Annotated in this window: 17 protein-coding genes; all 17 read right to left on the bottom strand. The window is 44.6% G+C overall.

The genetic code is table 11. The features are described 5' to 3' along the window. Positions 1 to 54: 54 nt before the first annotated feature. The gene (locus E2L07_RS01640; RefSeq protein WP_243854882.1) at positions 55 to 1,395 is read right to left on the bottom strand and encodes an ISLre2 family transposase; all 1,341 of its coding nucleotides are present in this window, start codon (positions 1,393 to 1,395) and stop codon (positions 55 to 57) included. A gap of 338 nt (positions 1,396 to 1,733) precedes the next feature. Continuing rightward, positions 1,734 to 1,964: a trp RNA-binding attenuation protein MtrB gene (gene mtrB, locus E2L07_RS01635; protein ID WP_010897809.1), complete on the bottom strand. Its 231-nt coding sequence runs from the start codon at positions 1,962 to 1,964 to the stop codon at positions 1,734 to 1,736. Positions 1,965 to 1,974: 10 nt separating this feature from the next. After that, the gene (gene folE / locus E2L07_RS01630) at positions 1,975 to 2,541 is read right to left on the bottom strand and encodes a GTP cyclohydrolase I FolE (protein WP_053431361.1); all 567 of its coding nucleotides are present in this window, start codon (positions 2,539 to 2,541) and stop codon (positions 1,975 to 1,977) included. A 140-nt stretch (positions 2,542 to 2,681) separates the two neighbouring features. Continuing rightward, the gene (gene spoIVA / locus E2L07_RS01625; protein WP_010897807.1) at positions 2,682 to 4,160 is read right to left on the bottom strand and encodes a stage IV sporulation protein A; all 1,479 of its coding nucleotides are present in this window, start codon (positions 4,158 to 4,160) and stop codon (positions 2,682 to 2,684) included. 482 nt (positions 4,161 to 4,642) lie between these two features. Further along, positions 4,643 to 5,398, bottom strand: a complete 756-nt coding sequence (locus E2L07_RS01620) for a hypothetical protein (protein ID WP_134228661.1) — start codon at positions 5,396 to 5,398, stop codon at positions 4,643 to 4,645. A 43-nt stretch (positions 5,399 to 5,441) separates the two neighbouring features. After that, the gene (locus E2L07_RS01615) at positions 5,442 to 5,651 is read right to left on the bottom strand and encodes a DUF2768 domain-containing protein (protein ID WP_010897805.1); all 210 of its coding nucleotides are present in this window, start codon (positions 5,649 to 5,651) and stop codon (positions 5,442 to 5,444) included. A gap of 304 nt (positions 5,652 to 5,955) precedes the next feature. Beyond that, positions 5,956 to 6,225: a stage VI sporulation protein F gene (locus E2L07_RS01610; RefSeq protein WP_134228660.1), complete on the bottom strand. Its 270-nt coding sequence runs from the start codon at positions 6,223 to 6,225 to the stop codon at positions 5,956 to 5,958. 95 nt (positions 6,226 to 6,320) lie between these two features. Continuing rightward, the gene (locus E2L07_RS01605; RefSeq protein WP_134228659.1) at positions 6,321 to 7,358 is read right to left on the bottom strand and encodes an NAD(P)H-dependent glycerol-3-phosphate dehydrogenase; all 1,038 of its coding nucleotides are present in this window, start codon (positions 7,356 to 7,358) and stop codon (positions 6,321 to 6,323) included. A 47-nt stretch (positions 7,359 to 7,405) separates the two neighbouring features. Beyond that, positions 7,406 to 8,026, bottom strand: a complete 621-nt coding sequence (plsY, locus tag E2L07_RS01600; RefSeq protein ID WP_010897802.1) for a glycerol-3-phosphate 1-O-acyltransferase PlsY — start codon at positions 8,024 to 8,026, stop codon at positions 7,406 to 7,408. 29 nt (positions 8,027 to 8,055) lie between these two features. Beyond that, complete coding sequence (gene der / locus E2L07_RS01595; RefSeq protein ID WP_134228658.1) at positions 8,056 to 9,369, bottom strand: ribosome biogenesis GTPase Der; 1,314 nt, start codon at positions 9,367 to 9,369, stop codon at positions 8,056 to 8,058. Between the two features lie 133 nt (positions 9,370 to 9,502). Next, a complete protein-coding gene (locus E2L07_RS01590; protein ID WP_134228657.1) occupies positions 9,503 to 10,114 on the bottom strand; it encodes a YphA family membrane protein in 612 nt (203 codons plus the stop codon). Positions 10,115 to 10,342: 228 nt separating this feature from the next. Then, positions 10,343 to 11,494: a 30S ribosomal protein S1 gene (gene rpsA, locus E2L07_RS01585; RefSeq protein WP_010897799.1), complete on the bottom strand. Its 1,152-nt coding sequence runs from the start codon at positions 11,492 to 11,494 to the stop codon at positions 10,343 to 10,345. 80 nt (positions 11,495 to 11,574) lie between these two features. Further along, entirely contained in the window at positions 11,575 to 12,162 is a 588-nt protein-coding gene (locus E2L07_RS01580; RefSeq protein ID WP_134228656.1) for a lysophospholipid acyltransferase family protein, read from the bottom strand. 3 nt (positions 12,163 to 12,165) lie between these two features. Further along, complete coding sequence (gene cmk, locus E2L07_RS01575; protein WP_134228655.1) at positions 12,166 to 12,834, bottom strand: (d)CMP kinase; 669 nt, start codon at positions 12,832 to 12,834, stop codon at positions 12,166 to 12,168. 123 nt (positions 12,835 to 12,957) lie between these two features. Next, positions 12,958 to 13,635 carry a flagellar brake protein gene (locus E2L07_RS01570; protein ID WP_010897796.1) on the bottom strand — a complete coding sequence of 226 codons (678 nt, stop codon included), beginning with the start codon at positions 13,633 to 13,635 and terminating at the stop codon, positions 12,958 to 12,960. A 94-nt stretch (positions 13,636 to 13,729) separates the two neighbouring features. Continuing rightward, a complete protein-coding gene (ypeB, locus tag E2L07_RS01565; RefSeq protein ID WP_053431369.1) occupies positions 13,730 to 15,073 on the bottom strand; it encodes a germination protein YpeB in 1,344 nt (447 codons plus the stop codon). 19 nt (positions 15,074 to 15,092) lie between these two features. Beyond that, entirely contained in the window at positions 15,093 to 16,106 is a 1,014-nt protein-coding gene (locus E2L07_RS01560) for a cell wall hydrolase (RefSeq protein WP_420897781.1), read from the bottom strand. Positions 16,107 to 16,214: the final 108 nt, after the last annotated feature.

Genomic DNA, 16,214 nt, shown 5'->3' with positions numbered 1-16,214 from the left:
GTGTAAGCGAATTCAGAATGTTAGGGTTCTCCTCTGTTAAGAATCTTAGGGCTTTTAAAAGCCTTTCAAGTCTTTCAGTGCTCGGTAAACTGGAATATTCGCTCTTTGTTTGAGATACATGATGTTATTTCGTGTCGCTTCACCAATTGTACTCTCGACCTTCTCCAGAAAGTACTTGGGAGGACGTTCTTCCTTTGGCTCTGTCCATTCTTCAACACGTCCCATTAGTGTTTTGAGAGGGAGTTTATCCATTAACGCAACCATCGCTGTCATCATGGCACTAGCGCCTTTTTCAACCCAACTTCGTCCATTCTTCAAACGTTTCGCAAAAACACTCATGGTTCCCTCAGCACTTCCCATTGGGCGGAACCCTGTCGGATCAATCCCCTGATCTTTCAGCCATTGTCTGTAATCTCCCAATGCTTCGGGGTACTGTTCAAGCTGATGAATCAACGCCTCTAAACGCTCTTCTTTCGCTTCTGTCTCAAGCGTTCCCACTGCACTGTTGAGCTCTGTTATAAGTGTTTCTCCATCATACTTTGCGAGGGCTTTCTGCATGGCTCGATAACGCCTGTGATCTCGAAACAGTCTCCTGATATCACGTGCCACATGGAAACGATCAATCGTGAAGAAGGCTCGTCCTTGAAAATAGTCTCGACAAGCGGTAATCCAAGTCGCTCCATCCCCGTTAATGACAAGTCGATGCACCGCTGGATCATAGTCAAACGCCTCCATGAGAAAAGTCTCAAGCCCCTCCCAAAACGGTTCTTTCCCCCGATGAACATAATGTCGCTTCTCCTTTAAACTCACCCTTTTTCCGTTGACCTCCCAGCCTTGATGAACCGCTGCGATTTTCTCTTCTTTCCCTTTGATTCGTTTCTCTTGTCGCTTTAGATACAGTCCATCCACCTCGATAAACAATACTGGATGTGTGATAGGCTGACGGTCTTTCTGCGTCGCTTCTACTTCTAACAGATGTTGGCGAATGGCTTCATGACTAATGACACGATAACCAAGAAGAGTCTCAAGCGTGTTCGATGCCTTTCGGTAGGAAGGACTTGTCACAGCGAGCTCAATCGCGGCTTCTTCTACCAAAGGGCTAAAACCTTTTATCCCCTCAAATTGCAGGTACTGGTCAAGGAGATAAACATATTTCCCTGTTTCACGATCTCGATAGTAGGAACGCTTCAGCTCAATCTCACCAAATAAACTGTCTATTTTTAGAGGCCGTTTATCTTTATAATGGAAGCGTTGCTTATCACGTTGTTGCATAATTTCTTCGTCATATTCCTCTAGTATGCAGGTCATCACACTTGAGAAGGTTTCCTGTAACTTCCTCCAAACTAGCTGTTCAAGTTCTTTTAAAGTTGGGTATTCTGTGTTATTCTTTTGCATAGGGTTTCTCCTTTGAATCGGGTTTTTGTCGACTATGATTCTACCAAGGAGAGACCCTTTTTTCATGCATTTTGCTTAAACCCTACCGCGCTTTCGCTTGGTGGCCTCCTCATCCAAGTAACGGAAATTTCCATTACTTGGATGAGGAGGTTTTTTCTTCTCCCACAAACATTTTACTCATACTTCACCCTTTCCATTAGGCGGCTGTAAGGATGATTCATTCGAATCCAAAATTTGTCATGCATCAGGTAGCGCTTCCACGTTTGTATCACGCATATAAGCTAGTGGATTGATCCCTCTCAAATGCACAAAAAAGAAAAGCAGGACAGCTCCTGCTTTTATTCATCTTTCTCCGTATCTAGCGTACCATAGCTTGTTTGAATGATCGCCTTTCCTCTAATTTTTACCGCTGACGTGTGTTCGGTAAATTGTGCGATCATGACTTCACCTTTATCCAGCTTTTCTGAGTGGTGAAAGCGTGTATCCGTCCCACGTGTCATCCCAAAAACGTTCACACCGTTTTCCTTTGCTTTTATGACAAAAAAGTTTGAGTTATCCCCCACGTTCATAAACCTCCTCCTAGCCTTTAATTAACGAAAGTACTTCTGCCCGTGCTGCTGCATCGTTAGCAAACGTTCCTCGCACCGCCGAAGTCACTGTGGTCGCACCGGGCTTTTTAACCCCACGCATCGTCATGCACATATGCTCCGCTTCAACAACGACAATCACACCGTGAGGCTCGAGCGTTTCCACAAGCGCATCTGCAACGGTCGATGTAATCCGCTCTTGAAGCTGAGGACGTCTCGCAACGGCTTCTACCGCCCTTGCCAATTTGCTTAACCCTGTCACTTTTCCACCTTTTGGGATATAGCCAACGTGAGCCTTCCCGAAAAATGGAACGAGATGGTGTTCACACATGGAGAAGAACGGAATGTCTTTCACTAACACGAGCTCTTCATGATCCTCTCCGAAGATTGTCGCAAAGTGTTCTTTAGGATCTTGGTTCAACCCTGCAAACACTTCTTCGTACATTTTTGCTACTCGTTTCGGCGTATCTTCCAACCCTTCACGAGCTGGATCTTCTCCAATCGCTTCTAAGATCATCACGACGGCTTGTTGAATTTTTTCATGGTCTACCTTGCTCAAAGAAGTTCCTCCATTCTATTTCCACATCAACTGACGGTATGAGTCCATAGCTGATTTTCTGATCGGTAAGTACCATCAAATTTTAGCACAATTAGACGAGGAAAAGCAAAAGAACCCCCTTGCGCAGGGAGCTCTTTCGTTTAGAGGATGATGGCAATTAAACCTCCAGAACCTTCATTGATGATTCTCTCTAACGTTTCTTTCAACTTGTAGCGTGCATTTTCTGGCATGAGTGAAAGTTTTGCAGAGATTCCTTCGCGAACAATCGAGTTCAACGATCGGCCAAAGATATCTGAATTCCAAATAGAAAGTGGATTTTCCTCAAAATCTTGCATCAAATAGCGAACGAGCTCTTCGCTTTGCTTCTCCGTGCCGATGATCGGGGCAAATTCAGACTCCACATCGACCTTAATCATATGAATGGACGGAGCAACAGCTTTTAGACGTACCCCGAACCGAGAGCCTTGGCGAATGATTTCTGGCTCATCGAGACTCATATCGGATAAAGCTGGAGCTGCAATGCCGTAACCAGTCTGCTTCACCATCCGAAGGGCATCAGCTACTTGATCGTATTCAGATTTTGCATGGGCGAATTCCTGCATCAAATGGAGCAAGTGATCTTTTCCACGAATTTCTACGCCCACCACTTCTTTTAAGATTTGGTCGTACAAATCATCTGGTGCATAGAGGTCAATTTCCGCAATCCCTTGGCCCATTTCAATTCCGGCTAAACGGGCATCATCGATAAACTCATACTCAGCAAAGTGACCGACGACCCGGTCCACATCGCGGAGCCGTTTAATATCTTGCACAGTATCACGGACGGACTGCTCATAGTTTTGCCTGAGCCAATGCTCTTCTTTTAATACCATCACCCAGCTCGGCAAATTCACATTCACTTCATGAACTGGAAATTCGAACAGCACTTCGCGGAGAACATTGTTAATGTCCTGCTCCCCCATGCTTTCAATGCTCATCGCCAACACAGGAATGTCATGCTCTTCCTGTAAGTCCCTGCGGAGCTGTTCGGTTTCTGGATGATGAGGTCTTACACTGTTGATGACAATAATGAATGGTTTACCTACTTCTTTTAATTCTTCAATGACTCTCGTTTCTGACTCAATGTAATCATAACGCGGAATTTCACCAATCGATCCGTCTGTTGTAATGACTACCCCAAGTGTTGAATGCTCTTGAATGACTTTTCTCGTACCAATTTCCGCCGCTTCTTGGAACGGAATTGGCTCTTCATACCAAGGGGTATTAATCATCCGTGGACCATTTTCATCTTCATAGCCTTTTGCTCCAGGAACAGCATAACCAACACAATCCACCAATCGTACATTAACATCCAAACCTTCGTCGACATGGATCGAGACAGCTTGATTCGGAACAAATTTCGGTTCTGTTGTCATGATCGTTTTCCCAGCGGCACTTTGCGGTAGTTCGTCTTGGGCACGCGCTTTATCCGCTTCGTTTTCAATGTTTGGCAAAACGACAAGTTCCATGAATTTTTTGATAAAAGTAGATTTCCCCGTACGTACAGCCCCCACGACACCGAGATAGATGTCCCCGCCTGTACGTTCAGCGATGTCTTTGAAAATGTCGATCTTTTCCAAGAGATCCCCTCCCGATTAAAAATTGCGATTCGTCGTTCCCTGTTTCTAGGACACTATCATATGTATGATGTTGTCCACTGATTATGCCTAACCTGATATGTTCAACGGGAAGAAAGCATTCTTTTTTTCGACGAATCTGAACGCGAAGACACGCGCCACCGAGAAGGGGTTGTTCCTTTTATTGTGTTCATAGATGAACATCTCGATTAAAAGAATGCCCCTTCCTCTTGTCAACTATATGAGTGACCTGAACACTTTATGATTAGAAAAACGTAGCTTGTCGTTAAACGAAACGGTTGATGCTATTCTTCCCGTCTCGTTTGTAGCGAAAAAGCCGTATAGATAGGTGCCGGCTCCTCGTCTTTTCTATCTCTCTGCTTAAAAAACGTCGCTTAAATGCCGCGTCCTAGAGACAGAAACAATCGTTTTTTCTATCCATTCATAGAAGGGAAGCGTTCTTAAAAGACAAAAAAAGAGACCGATTACTCGGACTCTCCTAACTCATATTGATTTGGAAGGCTCATATCGTAAATGGGTTCTCCTTTGGAGTCAATCGTATATGGAATGGAATATGCCGGGACAAACGGGCTATCTTCCAAAAGGAGATCACGAATATCCTCACCTGGCCTATACTCCACATTTCCTTCGTTTTGCTGCAATACGCGATTAAGCTCGAGCCGGTAGTCAATCATAACCTCGCCCGTATTTGTGAAAATGAGCGGCAAATAGGTATCACTGTAAGGGCTTGGAACAAGGGGTTCTTCGTTATAGCCCAACTTCTCATAGTCAAGACTAAACAAACCAACATCTAATATGTCCTTTACCGGGGCATAGGTGTGACGACGCATGTAATCATTGAGCTTCCGTTGTACTTGGTTCATTTCGCGTTGTGAACGAAGGTCGATCAATTTCACTTCTGGCTCTTCTTCAACATTAAATAGGACATACTGATAGATCCCACCACTCTCAAATGAGTTTCCTGGTGGTTGCTGCATATAACGGGGCACAAGCTGTCGGAAATCGACTGGGTACCGCTGATAGACGATCACGCTTTGATCACGGGTTTGAATGGGTAAGACTCCTGTATCCGAATAAAATTGATCGACTGCCTGTTGAACGGAAACAAGTTGATCTGCGTAAGGAACTTGGTTTTCGGCCCGCTTATCATCTGGGTAAAGGCAACCTGCTAGAAGAAATACCGTAAGCGCACACAAGAACGTGGTCAGCTTCATTTTCATCATGAATCAACCTTTTCACTCGTAATAATCATCGGTGCAGTGGTTACGACCCGTGGGTCGATGTTGGACCCCCAATGACAATGTAAAACACAATCAAACCGGATACGACTAAACAGAGAAAAGAAAAAACGAGTACGACCTTTTGCAAAAACCCACTTAATTTTTCTCGGCTTACAATAGCGGTCACAACCGAGACGAACATTAAAAAAAGCCCTATGAATGAAATCCACATATTCATCATCGCATCAGACATAGCGGACAACTCCTTTTCATGCAACGTGCTTGTCCACTTTTATGAAACAAGCAGAGGATCATTTTCTATTTACGTTATGTAGTATAGCACAAGCAGCTTCATAGATCGAAGCGAAAATGGTAATAGTAGAAAACATGATTGCTTTAAAATTTGTCTCAAGAGAAAAAAATTGTGGAGAAGCGGGGAACACTTCTCCATCATGACTAAACCCTTCTTGTAGCACAAACCCTATGTTAGTGTCTGTTCACTACACTATATGCAATCATGACGCTTTTGCCTTCCGTATTTGCCTAACAAGCCGCCCTTATTTTTTCGTGTTGTTAAACATTTTCGTGAGGGACGCTAAGTCGGTTGGAACATCATTATTTAAAATCGCTTTAACTATTTGATCTTCCTTTTCTTTCGGTACAGGCACGTTCGCTAAACGTGACACTTGTGTAATCAATTGACGAACTGTCTTCTCATCTCGAAGATTTGCTTGACTAACCGAATCTGCTAGCTTGAACAAATCGGCAGGATTAACGTTCGTCTTATTTTTGAGGTGATCAAAAAAAGAACGTTCGTTCTGGGACATAAAGGAGCCTCCTTCATCTTGGTGTCAACATATCGTATGCAACAAATGGTAGTTCGTGCAAAAATACGCACTAGGAGGCTCTTTTCTTATAGGGTTCAATCGTTCTTCTGATCACTTACGACATCGTGAAGATTTTCCATTTCATGTTTCTTCACCCGTCCCATTAATTCATCTGCTGCGTGCTCTGGCTTCTTCCCTTCAAAAAGAACAGAATAGAGAGCTGAGGTGATCGGCATTTCGATTTGGAGCTTTTGCGCTAATTCATGGGCAGCTTGCGTCGTCCGAATTCCTTCGACGACCATGCCCATACTTTCTTCTACTTCAGCTGGAGATTTTCCTTTTCCTAGCATTTGTCCAGCGCGCCAATTTCGACTATGTATGCTCGTGCACGTCACGATCAAATCACCTAAACCTGATAATCCTGCAAATGTGAGCGGGCTTGCCCCTAACTTCACTCCAAGCCGTCCGATTTCCGCAAGTCCTCTTGTCATAATCGCGGCTTTTGTATTATCACCATACCCAAGACCATTCGTTAAACCACAAGCGAGAGCGATAATATTTTTTAATGCTCCGCCGATCTCCACTCCGATCAGATCCTCATTCGTATAGACGCGAAACTGTTGATTCATAAACAAATCTTGAATTTGTTTTGTCGTGGAAAGAGACTTTGATGAAACGGTCACTGTCGTCGGCTGTCGTAAGCTCACTTCCTCCGCATGAGAGGGCCCTGACAACACGACCACCTCTTTTAACAATGTTGGCTCTAATTCTTCTTCGATCATCTCAGAAATTCGTAAATGAGAGCCAGGTTCAATCCCTTTGCTTGCATGTACGATTGTCACTGGCTGCTTCAACACATCATTCAATGAACGAACCGCTTGACGGATCGCTTTTGTCGGCACGACGAGAACGATAATCTCAACGTCGATGATCTCCTCCATTGAGCAGGTGGCGACGATCGAACTCGGGATCTCAATGGAAGGCAAATACGTCTCATTTGTATGACGTTCGTTGATTTCTCGTGCGATTTCCTCTCTCCTTGCCACAAGGGTTACATGATGTCCATTGTCCGCCAATACAAGGGAAAGGGCGGTTCCCCAGCTCCCAGCTCCAATGACAGCTACGTTTTTCACTATGAATCCACTCTCCTCTCGCCACTGGCCTAATTGATCTTTTCTATCTACGTTGTTTCCTTTTTACGACCAAGCTTATTCTCCGTCCCACTTAGCAAACGTTGAATATTGCTCCTATGTCGCCACATGGAAAGGATGGCTACAATGATCGTTAAATAGATATAAGCAACTGGGTACCCAAACCATTGTGAAAGGACGGCTACCAGAAGAGCCGTAAGTGTAACGAAAAGGAGCGATCCAAGAGACACGTACCGAGTCCATACAATCGATCCGATGGCAATGACCCCGGCAAGAACTGCTGCAAGTGGCACAAGACTAGCTAACACGCCAATCGTTGTTGCTACGCCTTTTCCTCCGCGAAAACCGTAATAGATCGGCCAGTTATGTCCGATAATGGCTGCAATACCAGCAGCCGCTGCAAACCAGCCATCTCCATCAGGTGTGAGCTGAACGGTGACAACAACAGCAATGACCCCTTTTAAAATGTCAAGCAACAGGACGGTTACCGCCGGGCCAACCCCTAACACGCGTAGAGTGTTTGTCGCTCCAGCATTCCCGCTTCCATGTTGACGAATATCCACTTTTTTAATTTTCTTCGCAATAATGTAACTAAAACTTACTGACCCAAGCAAATAGCTCCCGATGACAAGCAGCCAGCCTAATTCCATCTCTCTCCCCCCAAGGATCCATTACGAGATTAATCATTTTTCTTTCGCGCGATAATTTTAATTGGTGTTCCTTCAAACTCAAACGTGTCACGAAGGCGATTTTCTAAAAATCGCGCATACGAGAAATGCATCAGTTCAGGATCGTTCACAAAGAAAACGAACGTCGGAGGACCGACAGTGACCTGTGTGACATAGTTTATCTTCAGACGCTTTCCATGATCGGTTGGCGTCGGATTCATGGCCACTGCATCCATGACCAGGTCATTCAACACGTGGGTTGGGACGCGCAAATTGTGGTTCTCCGAGACTTTTTTAACCGCCGGCAATACATGTTGTAGCCGTTGCTTCGTTTTAGCTGATACAAACAAAACAGGTGCATAATCCAAAAATTGAAATTCATCCCGAATTTTTTGTTGAAAACGGTGCAAGGTTTTATCGTCTTTTTCAACCGCATCCCATTTGTTTACAACGATAATGATCGCTCGTCCCGCTTCATGAGCATAGCCGGCAATTTTTTTATCTTGCTCAATGATGCCTTCTTCCCCATTAAGCACAACAAGCACCACATCGGAACGTTCAATTGCCTTAAGGGAACGAAGGACACTGTACTTTTCAGTGCTTTCATATACTTTTCCTCTTTTTCTCATCCCAGCTGTATCAATCAATACATACTCCTGATCGTCTCTGCTAAATGGAGTATCAATCGCATCCCGCGTCGTTCCTGGAATGTTGGAGACGATTACCCTCTCTTCTCCGAGCATTGCATTCACTAAGGAAGACTTCCCTACATTTGGGCGTCCGATCAATGAAATACGAATAGTATCTTCATCATAATCGTCTCCCTCATCTTCTGGAAAGTGCTCGACACAGGCATCAAGCAGATCACCAAGCCCTAATCCATGAGCCCCAGAAATCGGGATTGGGTCACCGATTCCTAATGAATAAAATTCGTAAAGCTCCTCCTGCATATCAGGGTGATCGATTTTGTTCACTCCTAAGACGACAGGTTTTTTTGAGCGAAACAATAACTTTGCCACTTCCTGATCAGCCGCTGTCACACCTTCACGTCCATTGACAATAAAAATAATAACATCCGCTTCTTTGATCGCTAGCTCCGCCTGTGCTCGCATTTGTACGAGCAACGGCTCTTCACCGATTTCAATTCCACCGGTATCGATCACATTAAACTCTCGGTTTAACCATTCTCCATGACTGTAAATACGGTCGCGTGTCACACCGGGCCGGTCTTCAACAATGGCCACACGCTCTCCTACGATCCGATTAAAAATTGTAGACTTCCCTACATTCGGGCGTCCTACAATGGCGATTACTGGTTTCGACATTGAGCTTCAACCTTTCTTCTTCTATGTAAACGAACGTGAAAACGCAAATCAACCATGTTTTCACGCGAATAGCACGTACTAGCTCATTCATTTTACTAGAACTTCTCGTAAATGTCGACCCTTCATTAAGCGGTTAAGATGCGGATGGATGGGAAGAAGTTTGCTTTCTGCGATCGGTTATAGACGCAATCCAAGTCGCCAACCATTCAAGGGCACTCCAGCATACGATAAGGAAGCTGCTCACCATCAAGACATCAAGGCTTGCGAAGCTTCCGAGTTCAATAGGATGGTATGAATGACGAAACCCAAACGTGACAAGCCATTCTCCATGGGTAAAACCAAGGATTACGAACGGGAAACGTTTTCTTCGATCGACAGCTAACAGCAAAACGAGAATCGCGATAATAGGGCTCAAAAGCCATATTCGATCAACGATTAAAACGACCGGATCAAATACTTCTATAAAATGAAAACCTGCATAGGCTGCCGCAATCACCCATGTCCCCATACAGACGTACAAAAGAGTAGTGCCTTTCCACCTTCGCACGAGGAAGTAACCGACCATTTGCAAAAGAATGACAGATGCATTAATTGCTTGCCCCCCTATCGTAAACTGGATACCACTCATGATGATTAAAAGCAATAATGCGACGGCAAGCTTTGTACGCACTTTCGATTTTGGCATAAAAAATGTAATCACAATCCAACTAGTCCAAGCAAACCAAAAAAAATAGCCTCCGCTCATCTACCCCACCTCGGTCCCAGTATCGGCGGTTTTTGCTATTTTTAAACAACGCAGTGTTGTTGTTAATCGCTCTAGTAGGAAAGAAAAAAGTCGCGAGCAATCCCTATCAGTGTGAGAGCCGCATCGGGGCTCGAGTGATCCTTTACACTTCGTCGCAGCAAGTGATCGCGCCCTTCTTCTATGCGCAAAAAATCGGTGGCCGTTTCAACGCCACCGATTCACTGATCCTTACTTGTATTTTTTCAGTTCGTCACCAATCATATCACCGAGTGAGAAACCTGAGGATTCCTCATTCGTGCTTTCATAAACTTCACGGTCACTTTGATTGCTTCCAGCATCGTCTAAAAGTTCACGAATGCTGAGCGAAATCCGTTTTTCAGAGATGTTCACATCTAGAACTTTCGCTTGTACACGTTCGCCCTCTGATAGTACTTCTCCAGGTGTTCCGATGTGGCGATTGGCAATTTGCGAAATATGAACGAGTCCCTCAACTCCAGGAGCTACTTCTACAAAGGCTCCAAAGGATACGAGTCGTTTAACTGTTCCTTCGATGACATCACCCGGCTGAATCGTTCCTTCCACTTGCTCCCAAGGACCTGGCAATGTCTCTTTAATCGATAACGATACGCGCTCGCTATCAGGATCTACAGATAAAACCTTTACTTTTACTGCGTCTCCTTCTTTTACAACTTCTGCCGGTGTTTCCACTCGATGGTGGGCAAGTTGAGAGATATGAACAAGTCCATCTACACCGCCAACATCCACAAAGGCTCCAAAGTCTGTTAACCGCTGAACCGTTCCTTCAACAACATCACCTGGTTGTAGGGATGCAAGCACTTCTTTCTTCTTCGCTTCAACTTCTTCATCAAGAACGGCACGCTGAGATAGAATAAGCTTATTCGCTTCTTTATCAAGCTCCACCACTTTAAGGCGAAGAGTGCGTCCTTTATAGTCTGAGAAATCTTCTACATAATGACGTTCGACAAGAGACGCTGGAATGAAGCCACGGACGCCTAGATCTACGACGAGACCTCCTTTGACGACATCTGCCACTTCAGCTTCGATTACTTCTCCTGAATCAAGGGCAGCTTGAAGCGTTTCCCACGCTTTTTCTGCTTGTACAGCACGCTTAGACAAAATGAGCTCATCATCTTCCACTTTTAATACTTTTAGCTCAAGCTCGTCCCCTTCAGACAGAACGTCACTTACTTTCTCCACATGCAAGCTGGAAAGCTCGCTAATTGGAATGATGCCATCCACTTTAAAGCCTACGTCGACGAACGCTTGCTTATCTTCGACTTTTGTCACTTTCCCGCTGACAACATCTCCAACAGAAAAAGATTTCATCTCTGTGACTTCATTGTTCATTTCTTCGACCATTGACTTTTGCCTCCTTCAACCCACAAAACGAGGGAAATCTAACTTTGTTTATAACCATCTTTCACGTATGCGAAAGAGATTTAACTCATGTGATTTTGTTCATGTAGCTTGCGAATGGCTTTCATAATGACTTCAGTGGCCTCTTCAGCGGAAGCTTTACGCTCCTTCAGCTCTTCCATCGGGACCGGGTCCCCAATCACAAAGCGGACTTTTCGAAAAAAGCGATATTTACCTACGATCGCACAAGGGACTACCGTTGCATCGCTTCGTAAGGCAAAGAAACCAACTCCAGATAGCCCTTTCCCAATTTGTCCATCTTTGCTGCGAGTGCCTTCGGGAAAGATCCCGAGTGTTTCGCCTTCTTTTAATAGCTTCAACCCAACTTTTAACGCTTGTTTGTCGCCTGCTCCCCGTCTAACCGGAAACGCGCCTACCGCCATCATCAGTGACTGGAGCGGTTTGAATCGAAAGAGCTCTTCCTTTGCCATAAAGCGAACTTTACGTGGGAAAAACGAGCCGACAAACGGCGGATCATAGTTGCTAAAATGGTTGCAACAAAGGAGTAATCCTCCTTCGTCAGGAATGCGGCTTGCGCCAATGACTTCAACTTTGAAAAAGAGACGAAAATATGACCGACAAATCCATCTGCCAATGGAATAAATGGACATGGACTACACTCGCTCCTTTACATAGCCGATGATGGTTTGTGTCACTTCAGATATGGAAAGGCTCGTCGTATCGATTTCAATCGCGTCTTCCGCCTTCCGAAGCGGGGCAAAGGAACGATTTGAGTCAAATTCATCTCGTCTTGCAATGTCTTTTATTAATTGCTCTAAGCTTTGCTTAAACCCTTTTTGGATATTTTCTTCGTACCGTCGTCTTGCCCGCTCTTCTACGGTAGCTGTTAGAAAAAACTTCAGTTCCGCATTCGGTAAAACGTAGGTACCGATATCTCTTCCATCCAACACACAATTTGTATCTTCAGCTAATAGTCGCTGCTGTCTAACCATTTCCTTTCGCACCTGTCCATGGCTGGAAACGAGCGAAACGGACTTTGTCACTTCATCAGTACGTACTTGATCCGTAACGTCTGTATTATTTACGTATACCCTCGTTTTTGCTTGTTCATCCACGAGCTTAATCTCGATCGAATCAAGTAGCGATTTTAACGATGCTTCATCATCAGGCGAAACATGATGTTTAATCGCTGCATACGTTAACGCTCGGTACATCGCCCCAGTATCTATGTACAAGAAGGACAACGCCTGTGCCACTTGTTTGGCAACTGTACTTTTCCCTGCCCCTGCAGGGCCATCAATTGCAATTTTCATCTTCTTCATTCTACACCTCTAATGTCTAAGGACAACAATTCAATGGATAATCTATCTAATTATTCAATCAATATCATACCATATTCTTCGCGGATGGTCTAATCCTCGTCTGCGAAAACACGATTTAGCTTTTTATGAATCAAATAACAACTGCTTGTCTTGCAGTTGACGCTCGAAGCAAAATCGAATAATTTTCTCTTTATGACGTTCTTCAATCGAAATAAACTGAAGGGACACGCGGCTGAGCGCTTCCTCATGTCGCTTATGTAAACGAACGATCTTGCAGCGTGCTTCTACGAAAAACATATCACTCGATTGTAAATGTAAGGCTAGCACAATGTCTATCTCTCCATCTCCGGGAAGGCTTCGACCGTTTGGAAGGACAATCGCACAGCCGCCACCACTAATGTCAACCGTTGTCGCGCGAAATGGAGTAAACGCCGTGTTTTCAGTTGGATGAATCGCACAATCCACAGTTGCTGAAACGCGCACATCTTGCCTTCGTTGAATTCGCTTATAGATTTCGGGCCCAGGATCATTAAAAACGAGAACTGGAATCGTCTCTCGCCTTCTTTCCTTAATGGTTGATTCAAATATATACATCGCGCCATCCTTCCCTAAGAAATGTGCACGAAATGGAGTTCCTTCTGGAAAAAGACTAGGTTTCTTCGTCTGTTCGTGGATTGGAACATCGATCACCATTTCTTGATTCAGTCGATCAACCAGACGACAATAATAACGTTCAGCCTCTTCGTTCTCCCCTTGTTCACCTGTTTTCTCTAGATAGATTGTATCACCAATGGCTATCACCGCAGAATCCCCCTCTAACTTTTCGCACTTGATGATTTAATCTTATTATCTCACGGTAGACGAAAAAAAAGAAGAAGGAGAGCTCCCCTTCTTCCTAATCAAAATCATATACAGGCTCGGCCTCCTGCATTTTTTCCACTTTTTCTTCTTCTCCATCTTCCGCATTAATGTAAATTCGATACGTTTCGTCATTGATGACCCCGAAAAACTCATAACAAAGCACTTCTTCCCCGAGATCATTTTGAATGAGTGCGATGTGATCTTCCATCACCTCTAAACGCGGGTTTAGTCGCTCCCTCGCTTCATCTGCTGTCAACTCAGGCTCTTCAAGGTCACGATCATGATGATTCACTAAATAGGACATCGCCTCATAGCCGATAATATCGCCTTCATCTAAAGCGACTTCGACTTTAATCCTGTCTGGATAAACCCGTACGTTATCTTCAAGATAGACAAATTCAAACACACCGATCGAATCATACTGCTTGCTATCAACGAGCTGCATATTTTCCTTGTCGTGCTCCTCTAAAAACTCTTGTGCTTTGTTAGAGGCTTCATTCAAACTCATATTTTGCTCGTTAATCTGGCGTTCCTGAAGAAACCAAATTGGGTGTCCGCCTTGTTGAGTCATGTCTAAATAGTAATGGGCTTGCCTTTCAGGATCATCGATGATGACACTATACATATCAAGGCCATCACCTGTTTCAGAAACAATCACATCCGTTGCCTGTTCCATATCAACATATGATAAAGCAATTTCCTTTGCTTCCTCTTCTGTTATCTTTCTTTTTTCAAGTCGTTTTTCTAATTTTTTTTCATGGTCGTTTCTAATGACCATTCCTGGTCCCCACTCAACTTCACTTGCACCTTTTACATGCTCATCCATCGTTCGAAAGCCATCGACGATTGCGTTATCTAATGGTTCGTCTTGTGCTTGAAACTCCTTATTTAAGTCGAGCCAGCGCATATCTTTTTTCAACGTCATCGCTTGCGTTTTCCGCAAATCATTTTTGATCGTCTTCGAATAATCATGTAACTTCTCTAACTTTTCGTATTCTTCGTCTGTTAACGGTTCCTTATCAAGATCTCGGATCGATGTTTTGTAACTAAACGTTCCCAAATGATGCAAAAACTCTTCCGTTTTGCTTAAATCGACAATACCTAAGGGAAGCTGGCCAATCTCCTCTGATGCAAGACTCGTCAGCCTCCAAACTTCCGCCAGAGAAGGGGTTAGCTGCCTTCTTGTATTCATAGCAATCGTCGCCCCTAGTTGATCTTCAATTTGATCAATATGATAGGCTAATTCGTGAAACGCCCGTTGATAGCTATTTTCGGCTTGCACGGTTAAAATTTGACTTTGCTGTTGTTCCTGGAAGCCCCAGTAACCTGTCGCGATGACGGCTACCGCTAATAGGCCAATGATTACATTCCGTATCACAATCGCTCACCTCCAGATACTAATTAAGGAAAATATGTTTTCCAATCCGTTTAATTTGTGGTCTTGACCAGATCCAACCAGATGTCGCTGTATCCGGGTTAAAATAATAGGTTGCGCCTCCTGACGGATCTTGGCCGTTCAATGCATCTAACACGGCCCGTCTTGCCGTTTCATCTGGTGTCATGTAAATTTGCCCGTCGGCTACTGCCGTGAAAGCAAGTGGCTCAAAAATGACACCTGAGACGGTATCTGGGAAGGTTGGACTGTTCAATCGATTTAAAATAACAGCAGCAACAGCCACTTGTCCTACATAAGGCTCTCCCCGCGCTTCTCCATAAACGGCTTGTGCCATTAGTTGAATATCGTTATCAGAGTAACCTGCAGGAACATTTGTTGCTTTTTCGATATTTGCCTCATCATCTTGAGCATCAGGTGTTTCTTCGTAAGGTGTTGGCTCCTCTGGTGGTGCAGGTGTCGGTTCCGGCGTCGGAGCAGGTGTTTCCTCACGCCGCGGAGCTCTTTCATCCGTTGGCGCGGCAGGGTCATCTCTTCCAGGACGATCAGCTCGAGGCTGTCTCACTTCTTCGCGTGCACGCCTCCTTTCATCCGTTGGCGCGGCAGGGTCATCTCTTCCAGGACGATCAGCTCGAGGCTGTCTCACTTCTTCGCGTGCACGCCTCCTTTCATCTGCGCTCCCTTTTGGCCCTTTTTGAATCTGTTTTGGTACCCCGCCATAATGGGTAAATTTCCTTCCTTGGGTCAGCGCCCTATCGACAAAATCTCGGTTGAAGTTTGTTGTTTTTTCAAGCTTTGCTTTCATTTCAGGCCCAACAAGACCATCCACTTCCATCCCGAACTCATATTGATAATTACGAACGGCCCAGTATGTGCTCCATCCAAAGACACCATCAATCTTCTTATTGTAAAAACCAATGTATTGGAGTCGGGCTTGTAATTCCACCACATCATCCCCGGTGGCTCCATGCTGGATGACTTGGTCAGAAAAAGCATGGGCTGTCGTCGTCATGTTCATTAAACTGAGAAATAAAGCTAAACTCAGAAGAGGAATTTTCAACCATCCTCGTGTACTCATGCTGTTCGTACCTCCTTATGGTTTAGGCAATTGCTTATTCCCAATGTT

Source organism: Halalkalibacterium halodurans (assembly GCF_004376175.1).
Lineage (GTDB): Bacteria > Bacillota > Bacilli > Bacillales > Bacillaceae_D > Halalkalibacterium > Halalkalibacterium halodurans.
This window is presented reverse-complemented; position numbering and strand designations above follow the sequence as displayed.

Excerpts from the sequence above, each read along its gene's own strand:
- E2L07_RS01615 (WP_010897805.1), bottom strand. The coding sequence starts at position 5,651 with ATGTCTGATGCGATGATGAATATGTGGATTTCATTCATAGGGCTTTTT.
- E2L07_RS01610 (WP_134228660.1), bottom strand. The coding sequence starts at position 6,225 with ATGTCCCAGAACGAACGTTCTTTTTTTGATCACCTCAAAAATAAGACG.
- E2L07_RS01580 (WP_134228656.1), bottom strand. The coding sequence starts at position 12,162 with ATGTCCATTTATTCCATTGGCAGATGGATTTGTCGGTCATATTTTCGT.
- cmk (WP_134228655.1), bottom strand. The coding sequence starts at position 12,834 with ATGAAGAAGATGAAAATTGCAATTGATGGCCCTGCAGGGGCAGGGAAA.
- E2L07_RS01620 (WP_134228661.1), bottom strand. The coding sequence starts at position 5,398 with ATGAAAATGAAGCTGACCACGTTCTTGTGTGCGCTTACGGTATTTCTT.
- E2L07_RS01560 (WP_420897781.1), bottom strand. The coding sequence starts at position 16,106 with ATGAACATGACGACGACAGCCCATGCTTTTTCTGACCAAGTCATCCAG.
- mtrB (WP_010897809.1), bottom strand. The coding sequence starts at position 1,964 with ATGAACGTGGGGGATAACTCAAACTTTTTTGTCATAAAAGCAAAGGAA.
- der (WP_134228658.1), bottom strand. The coding sequence starts at position 9,369 with ATGTCGAAACCAGTAATCGCCATTGTAGGACGCCCGAATGTAGGGAAG.
- E2L07_RS01640 (WP_243854882.1), bottom strand. The coding sequence starts at position 1,395 with ATGCAAAAGAATAACACAGAATACCCAACTTTAAAAGAACTTGAACAG.
- E2L07_RS01590 (WP_134228657.1), bottom strand. The coding sequence starts at position 10,114 with ATGAGCGGAGGCTATTTTTTTTGGTTTGCTTGGACTAGTTGGATTGTG.
- rpsA (WP_010897799.1), bottom strand. The coding sequence starts at position 11,494 with ATGGTCGAAGAAATGAACAATGAAGTCACAGAGATGAAATCTTTTTCT.
- plsY (WP_010897802.1), bottom strand. The coding sequence starts at position 8,026 with ATGGAATTAGGCTGGCTGCTTGTCATCGGGAGCTATTTGCTTGGGTCA.